This window comes from Mycolicibacter sinensis (assembly GCF_001667375.1).
Lineage (GTDB): Bacteria > Actinomycetota > Actinomycetes > Mycobacteriales > Mycobacteriaceae > Mycobacterium > Mycobacterium sinense_A.
The window spans coordinates 45,455-64,809 of the sequence record NZ_LZIN01000061.1 but is presented as its reverse complement, the minus strand read 5'-3'; the positions used below and the strand labels follow the sequence as shown (position 1 = coordinate 64,809).

Annotated in this window: 21 protein-coding genes and 1 pseudogene; 14 read left to right on the top strand and 8 right to left on the bottom strand. The window is 66.3% G+C overall.

Annotated elements, in window-relative coordinates; genetic code table 11:
• Positions 1 to 4 precede the first annotated feature (4 nt).
• On the bottom strand, positions 5 to 349 hold the full coding sequence (locus A5771_RS12460; protein ID WP_064855524.1) for a DUF732 domain-containing protein: 345 nt from the start codon (positions 347 to 349) through the stop codon (positions 5 to 7).
• A 198-nt stretch (positions 350 to 547) separates the two neighbouring features.
• On the opposite strand from A5771_RS12460, the gene A5771_RS12455 reads away from it, so the two are divergent.
• Positions 548 to 1,183 (top strand): glycoside hydrolase, encoded by a 636-nt coding sequence (locus tag A5771_RS12455; protein WP_082947206.1) that lies wholly within the window; start codon positions 548 to 550, stop codon positions 1,181 to 1,183.
• A 9-nt stretch (positions 1,184 to 1,192) separates the two neighbouring features.
• Here the strand turns inward: A5771_RS12455 and A5771_RS12450 are convergent, their stop codons facing one another.
• A complete protein-coding gene (locus A5771_RS12450; protein WP_082947205.1) occupies positions 1,193 to 2,038 on the bottom strand; it encodes an SDR family oxidoreductase in 846 nt (281 codons plus the stop codon).
• A gap of 165 nt (positions 2,039 to 2,203) precedes the next feature.
• Between A5771_RS12450 and hrpA the strand changes: the two genes are divergently transcribed.
• On the top strand, positions 2,204 to 6,142 hold the full coding sequence (gene hrpA, locus A5771_RS12445; protein WP_064855522.1) for an ATP-dependent RNA helicase HrpA: 3,939 nt from the start codon (positions 2,204 to 2,206) through the stop codon (positions 6,140 to 6,142).
• On the opposite strand, the gene A5771_RS24005 is transcribed toward hrpA, so the two are convergent.
• Positions 6,139 to 6,276 (bottom strand): SDR family oxidoreductase, encoded by a 138-nt coding sequence (locus A5771_RS24005; RefSeq protein ID WP_428844407.1) that lies wholly within the window; start codon positions 6,274 to 6,276, stop codon positions 6,139 to 6,141. The two genes, hrpA and A5771_RS24005, sit on opposite strands and share 4 nt — an antisense overlap.
• A gap of 20 nt (positions 6,277 to 6,296) precedes the next feature.
• Positions 6,297 to 6,392: pseudogene (locus tag A5771_RS24325) on the bottom strand (oxidoreductase); the annotation flags it as partial.
• A gap of 581 nt (positions 6,393 to 6,973) precedes the next feature.
• Between A5771_RS24325 and A5771_RS12440 the strand changes: the two are divergent.
• Positions 6,974 to 7,540, top strand: coding sequence for a hemerythrin domain-containing protein (locus tag A5771_RS12440; RefSeq protein WP_064855521.1), 567 nt, complete (start codon positions 6,974 to 6,976; stop codon positions 7,538 to 7,540).
• Positions 7,541 to 8,343: 803 nt separating this feature from the next.
• Here A5771_RS12440 and A5771_RS22645 read toward each other — a convergent pair.
• A complete protein-coding gene (locus A5771_RS22645; protein WP_109401119.1) occupies positions 8,344 to 8,499 on the bottom strand; it encodes a hypothetical protein in 156 nt (51 codons plus the stop codon).
• 41 nt (positions 8,500 to 8,540) lie between these two features.
• Entirely contained in the window at positions 8,541 to 9,464 is a 924-nt protein-coding gene (locus tag A5771_RS12430; protein WP_064855520.1) for an aromatic alcohol reductase, read from the bottom strand.
• A 170-nt stretch (positions 9,465 to 9,634) separates the two neighbouring features.
• Here A5771_RS12430 and A5771_RS12425 point away from each other — a divergent pair, with 170 nt between their 5' ends.
• Both A5771_RS12425 and nadE read left to right on the top strand, forming a co-directional pair.
• On the top strand, positions 9,635 to 9,844 hold the full coding sequence (locus A5771_RS12425) for a hypothetical protein (RefSeq protein WP_064855519.1): 210 nt from the start codon (positions 9,635 to 9,637) through the stop codon (positions 9,842 to 9,844).
• Positions 9,845 to 10,011: 167 nt separating this feature from the next.
• The gene (gene nadE, locus A5771_RS12420; protein WP_064855518.1) at positions 10,012 to 10,860 is read left to right on the top strand and encodes an ammonia-dependent NAD(+) synthetase; all 849 of its coding nucleotides are present in this window, start codon (positions 10,012 to 10,014) and stop codon (positions 10,858 to 10,860) included.
• 52 nt (positions 10,861 to 10,912) lie between these two features.
• Here the strand turns inward: nadE and A5771_RS12415 are convergent, their stop codons facing one another.
• Positions 10,913 to 11,341, bottom strand: a complete 429-nt coding sequence (locus A5771_RS12415) for a cellulose-binding domain-containing protein (protein ID WP_064855517.1) — start codon at positions 11,339 to 11,341, stop codon at positions 10,913 to 10,915.
• 160 nt (positions 11,342 to 11,501) lie between these two features.
• Here A5771_RS12415 and A5771_RS12410 point away from each other — a divergent pair, with 160 nt between their 5' ends.
• The 6 genes from A5771_RS12410 (at position 11,502) to A5771_RS12385 (ending at position 15,256) form a co-directional block, all read left to right on the top strand.
• On the top strand, positions 11,502 to 11,822 hold the full coding sequence (locus tag A5771_RS12410) for an ArsR/SmtB family transcription factor (RefSeq protein ID WP_064855516.1): 321 nt from the start codon (positions 11,502 to 11,504) through the stop codon (positions 11,820 to 11,822).
• Entirely contained in the window at positions 11,819 to 12,307 is a 489-nt protein-coding gene (locus tag A5771_RS12405) for an SRPBCC family protein (protein WP_064855515.1), read from the top strand. Before A5771_RS12410 ends, A5771_RS12405 begins: the two co-directional genes overlap by 4 nt.
• Complete coding sequence (locus tag A5771_RS12400; RefSeq protein ID WP_064855514.1) at positions 12,304 to 12,930, top strand: maleylpyruvate isomerase family mycothiol-dependent enzyme; 627 nt, start codon at positions 12,304 to 12,306, stop codon at positions 12,928 to 12,930. Before A5771_RS12405 ends, A5771_RS12400 begins: the two co-directional genes overlap by 4 nt.
• Positions 12,931 to 12,992: 62 nt before the next feature.
• A complete protein-coding gene (locus A5771_RS12395) occupies positions 12,993 to 13,715 on the top strand; it encodes a FadR/GntR family transcriptional regulator (protein ID WP_064855513.1) in 723 nt (240 codons plus the stop codon).
• Complete coding sequence (locus tag A5771_RS12390; protein WP_064855512.1) at positions 13,712 to 14,368, top strand: sterol desaturase family protein; 657 nt, start codon at positions 13,712 to 13,714, stop codon at positions 14,366 to 14,368. The genes A5771_RS12395 and A5771_RS12390 overlap by 4 nt, the downstream gene beginning before the upstream one ends.
• A gap of 84 nt (positions 14,369 to 14,452) precedes the next feature.
• Entirely contained in the window at positions 14,453 to 15,256 is an 804-nt protein-coding gene (locus A5771_RS12385; RefSeq protein ID WP_064855511.1) for a DUF6498-containing protein, read from the top strand.
• Positions 15,257 to 15,258: 2 nt separating this feature from the next.
• Here A5771_RS12385 and A5771_RS12380 read toward each other — a convergent pair whose 3' ends face one another.
• The gene (locus tag A5771_RS12380; protein WP_064855510.1) at positions 15,259 to 16,275 is read right to left on the bottom strand and encodes a TIGR03617 family F420-dependent LLM class oxidoreductase; all 1,017 of its coding nucleotides are present in this window, start codon (positions 16,273 to 16,275) and stop codon (positions 15,259 to 15,261) included.
• A gap of 159 nt (positions 16,276 to 16,434) precedes the next feature.
• Between A5771_RS12380 and A5771_RS12375 the strand changes: the two genes are divergently transcribed.
• The 3 genes from A5771_RS12375 (at position 16,435) to A5771_RS12365 (ending at position 19,348) form a co-directional block, all read left to right on the top strand.
• On the top strand, positions 16,435 to 16,971 hold the full coding sequence (locus tag A5771_RS12375; protein WP_234783038.1) for an FKBP-type peptidyl-prolyl cis-trans isomerase: 537 nt from the start codon (positions 16,435 to 16,437) through the stop codon (positions 16,969 to 16,971).
• A gap of 599 nt (positions 16,972 to 17,570) precedes the next feature.
• On the top strand, positions 17,571 to 18,461 hold the full coding sequence (locus A5771_RS12370; RefSeq protein WP_064855509.1) for a cyclopropane mycolic acid synthase family methyltransferase: 891 nt from the start codon (positions 17,571 to 17,573) through the stop codon (positions 18,459 to 18,461).
• Positions 18,462 to 18,484: 23 nt separating this feature from the next.
• Positions 18,485 to 19,348 (top strand): cyclopropane mycolic acid synthase family methyltransferase, encoded by an 864-nt coding sequence (locus A5771_RS12365; RefSeq protein WP_064855508.1) that lies wholly within the window; start codon positions 18,485 to 18,487, stop codon positions 19,346 to 19,348.
• Positions 19,349 to 19,355: the final 7 nt, after the last annotated feature.

Below are 19,355 nucleotides of genomic sequence, written 5' to 3'. Positions count from 1 at the left end.
AGCCCTACTGCGCTGCTGCCCGCTCGAATACGCCGCGCTTGTCCGGGCAGTAGGTGTTGATCGCGGCCCCGAGGAACTGCCAGGCGTGGGCGGGGTTGGGCTGCGACTGGTTGGTGCCCTTCGGCAGGTTGGGGGTGATGAAGCGGACCGACTTGGCGGCGTCGCCGTCGACACCCTTCTCCAGGCGCTCGCAGACGATCTTGCCCAGCCACGCGTTGTAGTCCCGCGGGCCGTAGATGCCGTAGGTGTGCAGTTCGTTGGCGAAATCAATGTCGGGGTCGGCCTGCGCGGGCGCCGCCAGGACCACCGCCAAGCCCGCAATCGCCGCAGCAAGGGTCGTCGACTTCATGCGATGCAGTCTAAACCCATCTGATTAGGTGTTCTACCTTTGCAGCTGTGCGCTGCGCCACCCGAGGCCCGCTGATCTGCGAGAACAGGGCACACCACGGCGGTCCGCGCCGGGCTGCTCCGGTACCCGATTCTAAAATGTTTCCTGAGCTTTATAAAATTGTGACTATTAGCCAGATTTCTCGTATCCTATCTACCCGTGGGCCGACACGAGTTAGCCAGCCAGCGCCGAAAGTCCTCCGCATGGATGGCTGTGGTCATCGCACCAGTAGCTATGTTCTTTGCTGTAGGCGGCAGTGCCACTCCGACAATCGCCAAAGATTCCGCACCGGTGGTTGCTGAGGCCGAGGAGCCGAGCGGATTGCAGCTGGTCGCGGCGCCCGCCGATTACCTGCGGCAGGGCACGCCCGCCGGGGTGGCGGCGGCCTCCCGGATGCGAATGGTGTCCCGCTTCCTGCCGGCCGGGGTCGCCCCGGAAAGCGGCCTTCAGGTCAAGACGATCCTGGCCTCCCGCAGCATCAGCGACGCCTTCCCGCAGATTCACCAGATCGGTGGCGTGCGCGCCGACGCCTTGCGCTGGCACCCGAACGGGCTGGCCCTAGATGTGATGATCCCCAATCCCGGCAGTTCCGAGGGCATCGCGCTCGGCGACTCGATCGTGGCTTATGTGATGGAGAACGCGGACCGGTTCGGGCTGCAGGACGCCATCTGGCGCGGTGTGTACTACACGCCCGGCGGCGGGGCGCAGCGCGGCGGCTACGGCCACTACGACCACGTCCACGTCACCACCACCGGCGGCGGCTATCCCAGCGGCAGCGAGGTCTACCTGCGCTGAGCGTGGGCTTTAGGCCCCACCGCCCAGCGGCCGGTCGACGAAGAAGTCCATCAGCGGCTTTGGGCCGCCACCGTAGCCGGAGAAGTCCGTCACGCCGGTTTCAGCGAGCACGTCGGCGTCGATGTAGCACTGCCCGCTCGCCTCGGCGGCCGGGCGACGCAGGATCGCCACGGCGGCGTCCGCCATGATCTGCGGGCTGCGCGCCTTCTCGATCAGATTCCCGCCGTCGGGGGAGTTGGCCACCGCCGACGTGGCGATGTAGGTCTCCGGCCACAAGCAGTTGCACGCGATACCAGCGTCGGCGTATTCCGCGGCCCAGCCCAGCGTCAGCAGGCTCATGCCGTACTTGGACAGCGTGTAGGAGGGGTGGAGGCCCAGCCAATACGGGTTCAGGTTGAGCGGGGGAGCAATGGTCAGCACATGGGCAGCCGCGGACCTCCGCAGATGCGGCAGGCACGCCTTGGTCAACAGGAACGTCCCGCGCACATTGATGTCCTGCATCAGATCGAACTTCTTGGCCGACAACTGCTCGGTCGGCTCGGTGGCGATGGAGCTGGCGTTGTTCACGCAGACATCGATGCCGCCGAACCTGTCCACCGCGGCGTCGACGGCGCGCTGCACGTCGTCTTCGCTGCGTACGTCGCCCACGATGGCCAGGGCCTTGCCGCCGGCCGCTTCGATTTCGGCGGCGGCGGTGTGCACCGTTCCCGGCAAGCGGGGGTGCGGTTCGGCGGTCTTGGCCAGCAACACGACGTTGGCGCCCAGCTTCGCCGCGCCGAGTCCGATCGCCAGGCCGATGCCCCGGCTACCGCCGGAGACCACCATGGTGCGGCCGGAGAATTCAGTGTCTGCCACCGGTTGGCTCCTCTGGTCATGCCCTGATCCAGGGCGGATGCGCGCAGGCTCACGCCCGGCGGCAAGCGTGACATTTCTGCCTATTTTTGTAAAGTTTGTCGCCGCTCGGTGCTGCGCTACCGGGCGAGGGTGCCCGCCCGTTCGCCGACCTCTATCCTCGGCGGAGTGCCCGAGCCCTCCGCCGCCGAATTGCGCAGCCGGCTCGACGGCCTGACCATCCGCGACGCCGTGCACTTCGGCAGGCGCCTGAAACAGCTACGTGGTGCCCCGCCGGAGAAGCTGCAGCACCTCGCCGACCAGATCACCGCCGCCGAAGCGGTCGTGGTGGCGCGCCGAGCCGCCGTCCCGGCGATCAGCTATCCCGAACTGCCGGTCAGCGATCGGCGCGACGAGATCGCCGAGGCGATCCGGGCGCACCAGGTCGTGGTGGTGGCCGGGGCGACCGGGTCGGGCAAGACGACGCAGCTGCCCAAGATCTGCCTCGAACTCGGCCGCGGCATCCGCGGCACCATCGGGCACACCCAGCCGCGGCGGCTCGCCGCGCGCACGGTCGCGGGGCGCATCGCCGAGGAGTTGGCGGTCCCACTGGGCGATGTCGTCGGCTACAGCGTGCGGTTCACCGACCAGGTCAGCGATCGCACCTGTGTCAAGCTGATGACCGACGGCATTCTGCTCGCCGAAATCCAGCGCGACCGCCGGCTGCTGCGTTATGACACAGTGATTCTCGACGAGGCCCACGAACGCAGCCTCAACATCGATTTCTTGCTCGGCTACCTGCGTGAGCTGCTGCCCCGGCGGCCCGATCTGAAGGTGATCGTCACCTCGGCGACCATCGAGCCGCAGCGGTTCGCCGCGCACTTCGCGGGGGCCGAACACGGGCACAGAGGCGGGGCTCCGATCATCGAGGTGTCCGGGCGGACCTACCCGGTGGAGATTCGTTACCGGCCATTGGAAGTCGCGGTCGCGGCCGACACCGCCGAGGATCCCGACGATCCCGACCGGGAAATCGTGCGCACCGAGATGCGTGACGAGATCGAGGCGATCGTCGACGCGATCGGCGAACTGGAAGCCGAGCCGCCGGGCGACATCTTGGTGTTTCTCTCCGGTGAGAGGGAAATCCGGGATACCGCAGATGCTTTGGCAGGACGACGAAACACCGAGGTGTTGCCGCTGTATGCCCGGCTGCCGACCGCCGAACAACAGAAGGTGTTCGCGCGGCGCCCCGGATCGAACATCACCCGGCGAGTAGTGCTGGCGACCAACGTGGCCGAGACGTCGCTGACCGTGCCCGGCATCCGCTATGTCATCGACCCCGGCAACGCCCGCATCTCGCGCTACAGCAGGCGGCTCAAGGTGCAGCGGTTGCCGATCGAACCGATCTCGCAGGCCTCGGCCGCTCAGCGGGCCGGCCGCTGTGGGCGCACCGCCCCGGGTGTCTGCATCCGGCTGTACTCGCAACCCGACTTCGAAGCCCGGCCGGCCTACACCGACCCGGAGGTGCTGCGCACCAATCTCGCCGCGGTACTGCTGCAGATGGCGGCCTTGCGCCTCGGTGAGGTGGTGGACTTCCCGTTCCTGGATCCACCGGACGCGCGCAGCGTACGCGACGGGGTGGCGCTGCTGGTCGAACTCGGGGCGTTCGACCCGCTAGGCCAGATCACCGACCTGGGTCGCCGGCTGGCCCGGTTGCCGGTGGACCCGCGGCTGGGCCGGATGATCCTGGCCGCCGACGACGAGGGCTGTCTGCGCGAGCTGCTGGTGCTGGCGGCGGCGCTGACCATCCCCGACCCGCGGGAGCGGCCCACCGACCGGGAGGAGGCCGCCCGCGCCAAGCATGCCCGCTTCGCCGATGACGAATCGGACTTCATGTCCTACCTCAACCTGTGGCGGTATCTCGCCGCGCAGCGAAAGGAATTGAGCCGCAGCGCGTTCCGTCGGATGTGCCGCGACGAGTTCCTGCACTATCTGCGCATCCGCGAGTGGCAGGATCTGGTGGGGCAGCTGCGCAGCATCGTCCGCGATCTGGGCCTGCGCGAATCCGGCATCGACGTCGACGAGCCAGCCGGCCGGGCCCGCATACATGCGGCCCTGCTGGCCGGCCTGCTGTCGCACGTCGGGATGCGCCACGTGGACGGACGCGACTATCTCGGGGCGCGTAACTCCCGATTCGTGCTGGCGCCCGGATCGGTGCTGGCCAAACGGCCACCGCGGTGGGTGGTGGTGGCCGAGCTGGTCGAGACCAGCCGGCTCTACGGGCGCACCGCGGCGCGCATCCAGCCCGAAATCGTCGAGCGGGTGGCGGAGGAGTTGGTGCAGCGCAGCTACAGCGAACCGCACTGGGACGCCCAGCGTGGCGAGGTGCTGGCCTACGAGCGGGTGACGCTGTACGGCCTGCCGCTGGTGGCGCGCCGCCGGGTCGGCTACGCCCGGATCGAGCCAACCCTGGCCCGCGAGCTGTTCATCCGGCACGCGCTGGTGGAAGGCGACTGGCAGAGCCGCCATGGCTTCCTGGCCGACAACGCACGGTTGCGGGCCGAGGTCGAGGAGTTGCAGGACCGGGCCCGCCGCCGCGACCTGGTCGTCGATGACGACGACATCTACGCCTGGTACGACGCCCGGGTACCGCCCGATGTCGCCTCAGCGCGGCATTTCGACGGCTGGTGGCGCAAGCAACGGCCTAAGACACCGCAGTTGTTGTGCTTCACCCGTGCTGACCTGCTGCGCGCCGATGGCGACGTCACCGCCGGCCGGCCCGACACCTGGCAGACCGGCGATGCGCGGCTGCCGCTGAGTTACCGGTTCGAGCCGGACGCCGCCGACGACGGCGTGACCGTGCACGTGCCGATCGACGTGCTGGCCCGCCTCGGCGGGGATGCCTTCACCTGGCAGGTGCCGGCGCTGCGCGAAGAGTTGGTGACCGCGCTGATCCGCTCCCTGCCCAAAGATCTGCGCCGCAACTTCGTGCCCGCCCCGGACACCGCCCGCGCGGTGCTCCCCGCGCTCAAGCCCGATGGCGGGTCGCTGCTGGCGGCGCTGCAACGCGAGTTGCGCCGGCGCACCGGCGTCCTGGTACCGCTTGAGGCGTTCGACTTGACCAAGCTGCCGGCGCATCTGCGGGTGACGTTCACCGTCGAAGCCGCCGACGGCTCGGAGTTGGCCCGCGGCGAGAATCTGCCCGCTTTGCAGGATCGCTTCGCCGCCTCGGCGCGCGCCGCGGTGGCCGGTGCGGTTGCCGGCGATCTGGAACGCACCGGATTGCGCGACTGGCCCGACGACCTCGCCGAGATACCCCGCGTTATCGAGCACGTCGTCGCCGGGCGGGTGGTGCGTGGGCATCCGGCGTTCGTCGATGTCGGCACGAGCGTCGACCTACGCGTCTTCGCCACCGCGGCCGAAGCGGCCGCGGCGATGCCCGCTGGTATCCGCAGATTGCTGCGCTGCAGTTCGGCTTCGCCGGTCAAAAACGTTGAACGGCAGCTGGATCCGCGAGCCCGCTTGGCGCTGAAGGCCAACCCGGACGGGTCGCTGACGGCGCTGATCGACGACTGCGCCGACGCTGCGGCTGATGCGCTGGTCGGCGAGCCGGTGTGGACGCGTGACGCGTTCGCCGCGTTGCGCGCCGCGGCCGGCAACGCGCTGGTGCCGATGACGCTGGACGTTCTGGGCCGGGTGGAGAAGCTGCTCGCCGCTGCCCGCGACGTTGACCTGCTGGTGCCCGCCCAGCCGGTGGAGGCCCAGCAGGACGCCATCGCCGATATCCGTGACCAGCTGGCGCGGTTGTTGGCGCCGGGTTTCGTCGCCGCGGCCGGGCGGGCACGGCTGGCCGATCTCACCCGCTATGCGGCCGCGATCCGCCGGCGCCTCGAGCAGCTGCCGCACGGGATCGCCGCCGATCGCCAGCGGATGGCCCAGGTGCACGCCGTGCAGGATGCCTACGACGATCTGCTTGCGGCGTTACCCGCGATCCGCCGCGTCGCCGCCGATGTGCGCGATATCGGTTGGCAGATCGAGGAACTGCGGGTCAGCCTGTGGGCGCAGCAGCTCGGCACTCCGCGCCCGGTGAGCGAGAAACGGATCTATCGGGCCATCGACACTGCCGGCTAGTGGGCCGCTACACCGCCATCGGCGATGAGCGTCTGACCGGTGATGAAGCTTCCAGCATCGGAGACCAGCAGCAGTGCGGGGCCGACCATTTCGCCCGGTTCGGCGATGCGCTGCATCAACGCCGATGTCCGCATGGTTTCGACGAACTCCGGTGGGCCTCGGCGATGGCGAAACCAATGCCGCGGGTACCGCCGGTGACGATAGCGGTCCTGCCGGTGAGGTCGTACAGGCGCATCAGGTCCAGCGTCATTCGGTTCCATTCCTTTTTTGGCGGAGCGACTTCCAACGTTGTGCACGCCAACGTATAGGAGCCGGCCTGTTTCGGCAGCATTGGGCGAGCCGACCCTGTACCGGCCTACTGCCAAATTCCTGATTGCGGCACCGCCGGAGGGGGTAGTGCTCATAGATCGACCTCCAGATTGGGGGTCTGACACTTTCGAGGGAGGTCTCGATGAGCAACTTGGTTCTTCGCATGGCTTTTGCCGCGGCGGTGGCATTAGCGCCTGCGGCGTCTGTGACAGCGGTAGCGCCCGGCATAGGCTCGGCTCAACCTCCTGATTGCGGTCCGGGCAACTGGTGGAATCCGGGCGCTAATGAGTGCCAGCCCACTGCACCGCCGAATTGCGGTCCGGGCAACTGGTGGAATCCTGGCGCCAACGCATGCCAGCCGGTGGTGCCAGCGCCTCCGCAACAGTAAGGCAGCCGCGCAGTCACGTTGACGTGGCCCGGCGGACGCTGCGTTTCGGCGATGCCGCTGCCCGGGTATGCGGTGTTTACGGCGCGCCAACCCGGAGCGCCGTGGCAGCTTGCCGGCCAAGGAGGTCCAACTACATGCCCGAGATGATTATTGAGTCGCCCGATGAGGTCGTCGCATTCTTAAAGGCACAGCACAACCTCATCGAGGACATGTTCGACCAAGTGCTGCACGCAACGGATCCCCGCGCTCGGGAGAAGCCATTCGCGCAGTTGCGGCAATTGTTAGCCGTGCATGAGACAGCCGAGGAAATGGTGGTACATCCGCGCGTACGCCGGGAAGTGGCTGCCGGCGATGCAATTGTCGACACCCTATTGGACGAGGAACACTCCGCGAAGGAGCTGCTGTCGTCGCTGGAGAACCTCGACGTCACCTCACAGCAGTTCATCGATGAGCTGATCAGACTTCGCGACGCGGTGCTCGCTCACGCCGAGCACGAGGAGCGGGAAGAATTCCCGAAGTTGCAGCGCAAACTCGACGCCGACGAGCGTAAGCGGCTGGCCGGCGCGGTGCGCGCGGCCGAGGCCATCGCGCCAACCCATCCGCATCCCGGCGTGGAATCGGCGAAGCTGAATTTCGCCGTGGGACCGTTTGCGTCGATGCTCGACCGCGCACGCGACCTCATCGGACGTGCCACCGCATAAGCACGTGACCGCTGAACCTTGTAGCGGATCCGCCTGCGAAAGGGGATGTTTCGAACTTTTAGGCAGCGACGGGCCGTCCCGGCCCCGAACCACCCCATTACGTCACTGTGACGTATTGATGGGCATCGACCCCGGGGAGTGCAGAGCGTCGCCCAGCGTGGCCCGATCGCCGCAACCCAGCGACCGCCGCGAGTACCGGCGCGAGCGACCCAGCCGACGATGGGTGGTGACTCCGCCGTACGGGCGAAGATTGCGACGTTACACCGGATGACCAACGACCGCCAGGTCGGATATATTGCCGATAACGGACATTATGTCAGGTTAGGCCGCCATGTTCATCCGATGATTTTCCCCTCGAATCGGACCGTCTTGCGCTGCACCCCAATTGTTTTCGTCCGAGGATGCGATTCCGATCGCTGAACACGATGGCCTGCATCTGACCTGAGCTGATCATTCCCTGGTGAGCTGACAGTCGTTCGACCGAGACGACTCGCAGTTGGTCGCAGCGCGCGTACGAGGTCTGTTCCAGCCCACTGGACCACCACCGCCGGGCGGCGAAAGGCTGGCTCGTGTCCGACCGGCTGGCCGAGATCGACGTTGTAGACCTCCCTCGCCAGATCAAGCCAGCGTGTCCCACTCGCGACGCTCGGCCAGGTATTGCTCCCACAGTTCGGGGTCGTTGCGCAGGCGCTGGTAATCCCCGTTGAGCCCCCGCAGGAATTCCTGCCGCTCCAAGGCGTCGATCGCTGCGTGCTCGTCGTTTCCATCAGTCGATGTGACCGTGGGCTTAGCGATTCACGACGTCAGCGCCGGTCCTCGTCCTCGGCGTCATCGCGGTGTGCGGCCTCGATCACCTCAGGCGGTACGGGCCTCTGCAACCACACCCGCATCCGTAGCAACCCGCCGGTGATCGTCCCGACGGCAAGGAGGGCAACGATGATCCAGAGCGCGGTCGACATGCAGCAATTCTCCCCTTGCCCATGAGGCGATATTCCCAGCTCTAAGGTTTCGTGCCGAAGTGTTTGCGCGCCCACTCCTCAGCGGTCGTGGTTGGGATTCCGCGGGTGACGTTGAACGTACCGGCCTTCGGCCACGCCACGCCCCTACCCTGACCGAACACCGCACGGTACTTCGGTAGGACATCATCGGAGTTTCGGTCGAGGTCGTGCAGTAGAGACGCGACGGTCCATTCATTACGGATGACCTGGCCTCCCCTGGTCCGTTCGACTATCTCGGCGAGTTCGCGGTAGGTGATCGTGTCGCCGGCGACGTAGACGACCTGGTTCGCAATACGCGGGCGGGTCTGGACGATCTCCGCGGTGAGTACGCCGATGTCCTCCGGAGTGGTGACGGTGACTTCGGTGTCCCAACTGCCCAGCGCGTTAACGGTATTGGTGGTGGGGTCGACGACGCCGAAGTCGGGGTCGAAGAGGAAGCTGGTGAACATCCCGGTCGACACGATCACCCATTCGGTGGCGCTCTGGGCGCGCAGCATGTCGCGCACGTCGAGTTGTTCGTCGAACAGCTCGTGAGGACTACCGCGTCCGATGGCGTCGTAGTCGACGCCGAACTGCCACGGGAAGTATCGCGAAACCCGCGCCGCCAACGCCGCCTTGGTGATCTTGCGTTGGGTTCCCGCCCCAGCCGCGAATCCGATGCAGCTCACCACCGTGTGGAACCGCCTGAGCACTGTCGACAGCTCAGCCGCCGACACCGTCGTAACGTCGGCCTCGACGATTCCGACGCCGCGGGCCGCGAACTCGTCGCGTCGCCGGGCATGCCGGGGTGTGTCCGACGGCCGCAGCAGCACCGTCAACGGCGGTGTGTCATCCCGACCAGTCAGTGCGGCGATAACGTTGCCGCCGAGTTCACCGGCTCCGATGACGAGGATCTCTCCCCCATGTGATGACTGCCGTGACGTCATAATCCCTCCGCGGCACTGATCGGTTGGCGAATGCGAACGGTCGCGACAACATCCCGCTGCGGCGCAGCATTCCCAACCCTCGAAGCATCAGACCCGTTAACTGGCCTTCCAAGGCCCGGGCGGTGATCCTTTCGACCTGACCGGTGGCGAGACCCCCGTAAGCTCCCCGCATGCACAAAGCGGCACTGGCCAACACCGGGGAAGCGGTGATGCTGACAGTGGGACTGTCGATCTATGCGGCGTTGACCCTCGCCAGCATCGCGGTGGCGATAGACAGCGCCCACCGACGCCGGCGACGCCGCGCGATCTGTGCCTCGGTGATGGTCGGGGTGCTGACCCTGGGCGGGCTCGTCGCGGCGATTTACAGCAGCGTCGCGTGAACCCTCACAAAGCGGGAGGGTCGACACAGGATGATGGCGACGTCGGCTCAGCGCGTCTCCCCTGGCGGGATCGAATACGGCCAGATACCAGTAAAGGTTTGAGGCGGTCCACCCACAGCAACAGTCAGCAACACCGATCAGAAGCGGGCGGTTGCTAGCCTCGCGTTATGACCGACAGCGACACCCAGCAGCAGCGGATCATCGAGAATCTGGAGATTGTCGCCGACTTCGACGCCGCCCGCGAGACCGAGCGCCGCATCCGGTTCCTCGCGGAGTACGTCCGCCACACCGGCACCCAGGGCCTGGTGCTCGGCATCTCCGGCGGGGTCGACTCCACGGTGGCCGGGCGCCTGTGCCAGCTGGCGTGCGAGCAGGTGCGGGCCGAGGGCGGCGATGCCACGTTCGTGGCGATCCGGCTGCCGTACGGCGTCCAGAAGGACGAGGCGGACGCCAACCGGGCCGTGGCGGCGATCGGGGCCGACGAGGTGTACACGGTCAACATCAAGGACGCGGTTGACGGTATGTGGGACGCCTGCCTGGCGGCCGGCGTCTCGATCTCCGACGACCGGCACGACTTCGTCAAGGGCAACGTCAAGGCGCGTGAGCGGATGATCGCCCAGTACACCGTCGCCGGGGCTCGCAACATGCTCGTCGTCGGCACGGATCAGGCGGCGGAGGCGGTCGTCGGGTTCTTCACCAAGTACGGCGACGGCGCCGCCGACCTCACGCCGCTGTACGGCCTCCCGAAGCGCCGCGTCCGCGAGATCGGCCGGCACCTCGGCCTCCCGGCGAACCTCATCGAGAAGGTGCCCACCGCCGATCTGGAGGAGGACAAGCCGCTCATCCCCGACGAGGTGGCCCTCGGCGTTCGCTATGCCGTCGTCGACGACTACCTCGAGGGCGGCGACGTCGACCCTGCCGATGAGGCGACGATCCTCGGCTGGTACCGGCGCACCGGACACAAGCGAGCGCTGCCCGTCACCCCGGCCGGCTGGGATGCCTCGCGAGGCGCCTGATTCTGCGTCGCTGCGCCTGAGCGCATAGCACGATCGCCCACTCCAAGGCTCGCTAGCTGCACAGATATTGCCGGTTGAGCATGCAATTCAGCGGCGGCGAATACGGCCCGGTCAGCACCCCACGGAAACCACCTCTGACCGAATCGCCGGGAGCAATGATGCGATTCCAATTCACCGGGGCCACAACATAGTGCGTGCCAGATCGCGTAACGGTGCTACTCCACGCGTGCGAGATGGATTGGCCCGCCGGCATGTCGAATTCAAGTTTCCAATCGGTCAGCGGCACCGCGCTGCGATTACTGACGGTGAAGCGGGCGATGAATCCGGTCTGCCATGTCGAGGTCACCGACAATGTCGCCGTCGCCGCGGCCGCATGAGCGACGGCGGTGGCCATGAATCCCAGGATGACCACCATCACGACCGACAGGGCGACGCGAACCGCTCTACGCCCGAGTCGTACGTAACTGCCCAGCCCCGCCATAGCAGCGAACCCTAGAACCAGACACGCGGTGTCGCCCCTCGCCATGCCTGCACGCTGCAGGACCTTTGCTCAACTGAAACCATCACGAAATTTCTTATCTCGGCCGGCGCGAGCCACGACCGCTAGACCACCGCTATTGGTAAGTGTAGACTTACGGTTCGTGGTCACCTACGCATCAGTGGATCCGTGGGGCGCCCTCGCGGACGGAACTCGGCGGGCCATTTTCAAACGACTCGCTGCGGGACCGATGGCGGTGGGCGAGCTGGCCCGTGATCTGCCGGTCAGCCGGCCGGCGGTCTCGCAGCACCTGAAAGTCCTGCGCAGCGCCGGGCTGGTGAGCGACCGAGCCGCGGGAACCCGCAGGCTCTACCACGCCGAGCCAGCCGGGATCGCTGCCCTGCGCGCGGAGCTGGACGTCTTCTGGGATCAAGCCCTCGCGGCCTACGAAAACATCGTCGAGCAGGAGGAGCAGGCGAAGTGAAAACGGCAGCGGTAGAACCCATCCGCAAGAGCGTGGTGGTCAACGCCCCGATCGAGCGAGCGTTTGCCTTATTCGTCGAGCGGTTCGACGCGATCAAGCCACGCGAGCACAATCTGCTCCGAGCCCCGATCGCCCAGACCGTCTTCGAGCCGCGCATCGGCGGCCACATCTATGACGTCGCAACCGACGGTAGCCGCTGTGAGTGGTCGCGGGTGCTGGCCTACGAGCCGCCGACCCGCATCGTCTTCTCCTGGGACATCGGACCGACGTGGCAGCTCGAAACAGATCCGGCCCACTGCAGTGAAGTCGAAGTTCGGTTCATCGCCGAGGAGGCCGACCGGACTCGGGTCGAGCTGGAGCACCGCCACCTCGAACGGCATGGTGACGGCTGGCCCGCCGTCGCAAGCGGGGTGGGCGGCGACGCCGGATGGCCCCGGTATCTGGAGCGCTACCTCGACATCGTCACGCGGGAGGTGACGCGATGAGCGCCCCGGACGCCTCGCTGATGGACCTGGGCTACGAGGAGCGATCCGACCTGGCCGCATTCTTGTCCACGCTGTCGGATCAGGATTGGCATACCGAGTCGCTCTGTGCCGGGTGGACGGTCAAAGACGTTGTCGCACATGTCATCAGCTATGAGGAGCTCACCCTGGGTGGGCTGATCAAACGCTTCGCCAAAGGACGGGTGGTACGCGCAAACGAGGTGGGCGTGGCCGAGTACTCCTCGTTGTCTCCACACGAACTGCTCGAGTTCCTCAACCACCACCTGCGACCGCACGGACTGACAGCGGGTTTTGGCGGCATGATCGGCCTCGTCGACGCCACCGTTCATCACCAAGACATCCGCCGCGCCCTCAACCGGCCGCGCATCGTGCCGCCACATCGGCTGCTACGGGTCTTGCCGCTGGTCCCCAGCAACCCCCGGCTTGGCGCAGGCCGGCGAATCAAGGGTCTACGGCTGCGGGCCGACGACATCTCCTGGGAACACGGCCACGGTCCCCAGGTCACCGGCACCGGCGAAGCACTCCTGCTGGCGATGACGGGCCGCCGCCAAGCCGCCGAAGAGCTCGCCGGCCCGGGTGCCGCAACCCTCTTGAGCCGCCTCTGAGCAGGCGAAAGCCTGTGGTCTGACCACTTGACCTCTGGCCAGTGATCCGGCATGGTGGGCGTATGGCTCTACGTCAGGTCGCGCGTCGATCGATACCCGAACACGTCTTCGAGCAGATCATGTCCGATGTGCTCAGCGGCGAGATGGCACCCGGTGAGCTGCTGCCCAACGAGCGCAAGCTCGCCGAAGTGCTCGGCGTATCCCGGCCGGCGGTGCGCGAAGCACTCACGCGCCTTAACGCAGCCGGCCTGATCGAAGTCCGGCATGGCGACGCCACGACGGTGCGCGACTATCGCCGTCACGCCGGCCTGGACCTGCTGCCCCGCCTCGTGCTCCGGGGCGACGAGTTGGACCTGGCGGTCGTGCGCAGCATTTTGGAGGCCCGGCTGCACAACGGACCCAAAGTCGCCGAACTGGCTGCCGAACGCAGCGGCCCTCAGGCAGCCGCGGTGCTCGACGACGCCGTGGATGCGCTGGCCGCTGAAGAGGATCCGGTGCAGCGGCAGCGGGCGGCACTGACGTTCTGGGACCACGTCGTCGACGCCGCTGACTCCATCGTCTTCCGGCTGATGTTCAACACGCTGCGCGCAACCTACGAACCTGCCCTAGAAGCTCTTGCCACCGTGATGGCCGCCGAGGTCAGTCGCCCCGAGCTGTACCGGCGGGTGACGCAGGCGATCGCCGCCGGCGACTCGGCGGGCGCCGGACGCGCCGCGACTGAACTCCTCGAACCGGCCACCCACGGCCTCCTCAGCGCCCTGTCCGGTTTGGACGAGCAGCGATGACGGCACCGACCCGGGGCGGCATCACCCTGTCCGAGGCAGGCCGGGAGTTTTGGCGTCACCCCTCCCCCTGGTGCCTGGCCCTCACGTTCCTCGCGGCACTGACCGCCCGGATCGTCGTCGGCGACTGGCAGCTCACCGATGTCCTTCTCCCAGCGTTCCTGCTCGTCACTTTTCCGGTTTCCGAGTGGGTCATCCACGTCGCCATCCTGCATTGGCGACCGCGCTCTGTCGGCCGCCTCACCCTCGATTCCCTGCTCGCCCGCAAACACCGCGAGCATCACCGTGACCCGCGACGAATCGAGCTCATCTTCATCCCGCGGCAGACCTTGCTCTGGCTGATCCCGGCCGCCGTCGCTGTGCCGTTGCTGGTCTTCAGCCGACTCGGTCTCGGGCTGACGGCCGTGGTCTTCTTGGCCGGCCTCGGATTGGTGTACGAGTGGACGCATTACCTCATCCACACCGACTACAAGCCGAAATCTGATGTTTACCGGGCGATTTGGCGCAACCACCGGCGACATCACTTCAAAAACGAGAACTACTGGTTCACCGTCACCAGCACCGGAACCGCCGACCGACTACTCGGTACCTACCCGAATCAGGCGACGGTCCCGACGTCTCCGACCGCCAAGGACCTGCACGGCGTGACACGCTGACGCCACGTTGGCGAACTGGCCCTTCGACGGGCTCGAAGAAGCTCATGATTATCCGATGGACCGCAAGAACCGGATGGCCGGATCATGAGCGCACCCGATTCTCCGCGTGCCACCAGAATCTCGCGGTTTCAGCTGGTTGCTTCGCTCGGGGTGATCGCGATCCCGGCACTGGGTTGGTTCACCCAGCAGTGGTCCGGCGCGACGACCCTGGTGGTGTACTGGTTCGAGAACGTCGCCGTCTGTCTGTTTGTGATCGCTCGCGTCGCCGTGCACCGGCGCTGGAACCCCCGATATGGCCACTTCCACTACCGCGCACCGCAATCCGGTGGCCCGGCAAACCAATCGTTCCTGGCCGGCTTCGCCCTTGTGAGTCTGGCCTTCTGTGCTGCCCACGGGATCTTCCTGGGGGCCATTCTCGCTATCCTGGCGCACAACCGGGCGCCTGCACTTGAGCTGATTGATCTCGATTGGCGCGCTGCCGGGTGGGGCTGCCTAGGCGTGCTGCTGTTCCTGACGCTGAATTTCCTTCTCGATCTGGTCGATCTACGCCGATGGTCCTTCCGAGACGTCGAGCGCACCGCCGACGTCGGACTGAGCCGAGTCATGGTCGTGCATCTGACGTTGTTGCTCGGATTCGCCGGGGTCGCCGCCACAGATGCTCCTGGCACGCTGTTCGGGGTGTTCGTCGTGCTCAAGTCGCTGGCCGCACTCAGCGCCGTGGTTCCCCAATGGCAGCCGGATCACCCGCCGCGCTGGCTCAGCAACCTGATGAACCGGATGCTGAACGTGCACCCGGGCGAACGCTTCGAGGATTTCTGGGTCCAGGATCAAGCGCGCGAGCGAGAGCGGCGGCGGCGCAACGAGCAGCCCTGGGAGCCGGTGCCATAGCTTTACCTGCGGGAAATACCGCGCGCGACCTCGCCATAGCGCTCGAACCGCTCGCGGTCACCCAGGGCGTTGTACAAGACCAGCCGAGTCGCCACTCCCCCGTACTTGTCGACCAGGTTGTCGCCCAACGTATCCCACGTCGAATCGGTGGCAAATACGGCCAGGTGTTCGTCGGTGATCTGCGCCGCCATCCCCGCGAAGTCACCGGCCTTCTGCTTCTCCCGGATCCGGGCGGTGGTGCCCTCGAATCCGGCCTCATCCCAGATGAAGGCATAGTTCGGCGTGCTTCCGTAAAAACTCATGCTGGCGCGCACCAGTTCGCGTTCCTGGTGACGCTCTTCGTCGCTGTCGCCGACGATCGTCATCACGGGCACGATGATGGCGATGTCCGACGGTGAGCGGGCCGCCTTGGCCGCCCCTTCGGCGACCTTCGGTGCGACGTGGCGTGCCAGGTAGCCGGGCTCGCCGAGCGGATGCACGTGCACCCCGTCAGCCACTTCGCCTGCCATCCGCAGCATCCACGGATTCACCGCCGCGACATCGACTTTGGGATCGGGCGCCTCGATCACCCCGGGACTCCATTGCGGAGTGATGAAGTCGAGGTCGTAGAAGGGTCCGTGATGATCCAGTGTCCCCGTGCGGAACGCGGCGAAGCACGCTTTCACGGCGAGAACATAGTCTCGCAGACGCGGACCGGGATGGTCGAACGTCGCACCGTAGCGTCGCACGACATGGGTACGCACCTGCGTGCCGAGACCAAGCCGGAATTTCCCGGCGGTAGCCTCTTGCAGCTCCCACGCCGTCGCGGCCGTGACGAACGGGCTACGTGGAAAGGCAACCGCGACGCCGGTCGAAAGCTCCAGATCGGGAGCGGCCTGAGATGCCAGGGCGGCATTGAGATACGCGGTACGACCGGCTTCGGTGAACAGCAGACCGGAGAAACCCGCCGCCTGGGCGTGCCGCGCTAATTCGCCGATCTTTCCCAGGTGCTGCGGAAGGGTCATGACATCGACTCGCACGGCCAAAGCTTACGCGGTTGGTGCGGTTGCGATGGGTGGCTCAACGGCGCAGTCAGCGCAGCGGTGAACGCCGGCGACCCATGAAGACGGCCGAGCGGATCGCCCGCATGCTGTTCGACGGCTGAGGCCTGTAGCGTGACGCAGGTGAATTCCACTCGGATGCATTCCCTGGTCGGGCTCGCCGCCTGTGTCGCAGCCATCGTCGTCCCCCTGGCCGGAGCCGGCACGGCAACGGCGGCCGACTCCTGCCCCACCGCCGCACCGGCGACTGGCGGCACACCGGAGTGGACGCTGAACGGGGCCACCGGCAGCGTCGCGGTCACCGGATCGACCGAGACGGCCGCGCCTCGGGTGGAGGTGTCGGCTCCCTTCAGCGTTGCCCAGACTCAGGTGCACACGTTGCAGGCCGGCGACGGCCCGGTGGTTCCGGCAACGGCCACGGTGAGCGTCTGCTACATGGGTGTCAACGGACGGGACGGCACCGTATTCGACAGCAGCTACCAGCGGGGCGCCCCAGTCGACTTCCCGCTCAACGGAGTCGTTCCGGGATTCCAGAAAGCGATCGCGGGACAACATGTGGGGTCCACGGTCGCGGTCGCCATGACGTCGGCGGACGGCTACCCCGACGGCCAGCCCCGCGCGGGAATCCGGCCGGGCGACACCCTCGTCTTCGCGATCAAGATCCTCAGCGCCTGAACCTGCCGCGGCAGCGCGGCGCTTTCGGCCACCCCGTGAGCAACCGGGTTGGCGACTGTTGGTCATGACGATCACCGGCGACGTCGTGGCCGAACGAGCGGCGCTTGCGGACTCGTGGTCGTCGTCCGTGGCACCTCGGCGAACCTGGTGCGCTGGCTCGCGGGGCGCCGGGCGTCAACCGCGGTCACCATGGCCGGTCCGGCTGCCCCGGTGCAGCTACTTCGGGCCTTCCCAAGGTCAGGTGTGAAACCGCAGCTCATCGGCGTTTCGGTCGCGTCGCACGGTGACCGGCCCTGAGCCGGAAAGAAAACCTTCCAGGCGGCGTTTGAGCGGGCTTTCACCGGGGAAAACAGCGCGGCAGTTGACGCGTTTGGGGGACGGCGAGTGCGTTCGGGAGACCAACACAGCAGCGGGATGATCGGGTGCACCTCCGCGGGGTCGGCTCGCCCCGCGCCGCGCCGCAGCTCGGTTCTCGGCCATCCCGTCAAGTCGGCCTTATCGGCCCTTGTACAGCGGTCATCCGCGGCGGATTCCCGGTGGCCCGCCCACTCGGAGGCCGGCTAAAGAAGCTACGGCGAACTACCAATCGGGAGAATCTCATGACTGACACCGAACTCAAGCCGGACATCGCGCACGTCCAGTCGCACTACGACCGGTCCAACGAATTCTTCCGGCTGTGGTTGGACCCGACGATGACCTACAGCTGCGCGTATTTCGAGCGTGACGACATGACCCTCGAAGAGGCGCAGATGGCGAAAGTGGACCTGGCGCTGGGCAAGCTGGGGCTGAAGCCCGGGATGACGTTGCTCGACATCGGCTCCGGTTGGGGTTCGACCATGCGGCGCGCGGTGGAAAAGTTCGACGTCAACGTCATCGGCCTGACGTTGAGCGAAAACCAAGTGGCCCATTGCGAGCGCAAGTTCGCCGAGATGGACAGCCCGCGAACCAAACAGGTGCGGTTGCAGGGCTGGGAGCAGTTCGACGAACCGGTGGACCGCATCGTCTCATTGGGCGCCTTCGAGCACTTCGCCGACGGCGTGGGCACCTACGAGCGCTACGACGACTTCTTCAGAATGTGCTATCACGTGCTGCCCGACGACGGGGTGATGCTGCTGCACTCCATCGTGGTGCCCTCCCTCGAGGAATCCCAGCAAATGGGGCTCAAGCGCACGATGTCGCTGCTGCGGTTCATCAACTTCATCCGCAAAGAGATCTACCCCGGCGGCCGGCTGCCGCTGGTATCGATCGTCGACGAACACGCGACCCGGTGTGGTTTCGAGATCACCCGCCATCACCGGATCGGTTCGAACTATGTGCGCACGCTTGACACCTGGGCCAAAGCTCTGGAGGCGCACAGGGCCGAGGCGATCGAGCTCAAGGGCGAAGAGATGTACGAGACGTTCCTGAAGTACCTGACCGGCTGCCGCGAACTGTTCCGCGACGGCTATACCGACGTCTGCCAATTCACGATGGAAAAGTCGGCGGTGTAACGAGAGGACAAAGGTGGCATGTCATGACAACGCAGCTGAGACCGTACTACGAAGAGTCGCAAGCGGCTTATGACATCTCGGATGAGTTCTTCTCGTTGTTCCTCGACCCGAGCATGGCCTACACCTGTGCGTACTTCGAACGTGACGACATGAGCCTGCAGGAAGCGCAGAACGCCAAATACGATCTCGCGCTGCGCAAACTTCACCTGGAGCCGGGCATGACGGTGCTCGATGTCGGCTGCGGCTGGGGCGCGGGTCTGGTGCGGGCGGTGACTCAGTTCGATGTGAACGTCATCGGTATCACGCTGAGCCGCAACCATTGTGCCTACAGCGCGGCTTCCCTGGCGTCAGTCGACACCCGCCGTCACGCCGAGGCGCGCCTGCAGGGCTGGGAGGAGTTCGACGAGAAGGTCGATCGTATCTTCAGCGTGGAGGCGTTCGACGCGTTCAAAAAGTCCCGCTACGCGGCGTTTTTCGATCGTGCCTACGAACTGCTGCCCGACGATGGCCGAATGTTGTTGCACAGCATCTTCACCTACCCGCAGACGTATTGGCGCGAACACGGCATCCCGATCACCATCAACGACCTGAAGTTCGTCAGGTTCTTGGGCAAGGAGATCTTCCCCGGCGGACAGATGGCCGGCCGTGACGACATCTACGACTACTCCCAGGGCGCCGGATTCACCATCGAGGAGGTCGAGGTCTTCCCGGAGCACTACGTGCGCACCTTGGACACTTGGGCGGAAAACCTTCGGGCCAACCGCGACCGCGCGATCGCCATCCAGTCCGAAGAAGTCTACGAGCGCTATATGCGCTACCTGACCGGCTGCGCGGGCCTGTTCCGCAAGGGCATCAGCAGCGTCGGCCAATTCACCCTCACCAAGTAGCGGACCG

Coding starts and splice junctions, on each gene's coding strand:
- A5771_RS12460 (WP_064855524.1), bottom strand. CDS start 349: ATGAAGTCGACGACCCTTGCTGCGGCGATTGCGGGCTTGGCGGTGGTC.
- A5771_RS24005 (WP_428844407.1), bottom strand. CDS start 6,276: ATGCGGACATCGGCGTTGATGCAGCGCATCGCCGAACCGGGCGAAATG.
- A5771_RS12440 (WP_064855521.1), top strand. CDS start 6,974: ATGCCCGAGATGATTATTGAGTCGCCCGATGAGGTCGTCGCATTCTTA.
- A5771_RS22645 (WP_109401119.1), bottom strand. CDS start 8,499: ATGTCGACCGCGCTCTGGATCATCGTTGCCCTCCTTGCCGTCGGGACG.
- A5771_RS12430 (WP_064855520.1), bottom strand. CDS start 9,464: ATGACGTCACGGCAGTCATCACATGGGGGAGAGATCCTCGTCATCGGA.
- A5771_RS12425 (WP_064855519.1), top strand. CDS start 9,635: ATGCACAAAGCGGCACTGGCCAACACCGGGGAAGCGGTGATGCTGACA.
- nadE (WP_064855518.1), top strand. CDS start 10,012: ATGACCGACAGCGACACCCAGCAGCAGCGGATCATCGAGAATCTGGAG.
- A5771_RS12415 (WP_064855517.1), bottom strand. CDS start 11,341: ATGGCGGGGCTGGGCAGTTACGTACGACTCGGGCGTAGAGCGGTTCGC.
- A5771_RS12400 (WP_064855514.1), top strand. CDS start 12,304: ATGAGCGCCCCGGACGCCTCGCTGATGGACCTGGGCTACGAGGAGCGA.
- A5771_RS12395 (WP_064855513.1), top strand. CDS start 12,993: ATGGCTCTACGTCAGGTCGCGCGTCGATCGATACCCGAACACGTCTTC.
- A5771_RS12390 (WP_064855512.1), top strand. CDS start 13,712: ATGACGGCACCGACCCGGGGCGGCATCACCCTGTCCGAGGCAGGCCGG.
- A5771_RS12385 (WP_064855511.1), top strand. CDS start 14,453: ATGAGCGCACCCGATTCTCCGCGTGCCACCAGAATCTCGCGGTTTCAG.
- A5771_RS12375 (WP_234783038.1), top strand. CDS start 16,435: ATGCATTCCCTGGTCGGGCTCGCCGCCTGTGTCGCAGCCATCGTCGTC.
- A5771_RS12370 (WP_064855509.1), top strand. CDS start 17,571: ATGACTGACACCGAACTCAAGCCGGACATCGCGCACGTCCAGTCGCAC.
- A5771_RS12365 (WP_064855508.1), top strand. CDS start 18,485: ATGACAACGCAGCTGAGACCGTACTACGAAGAGTCGCAAGCGGCTTAT.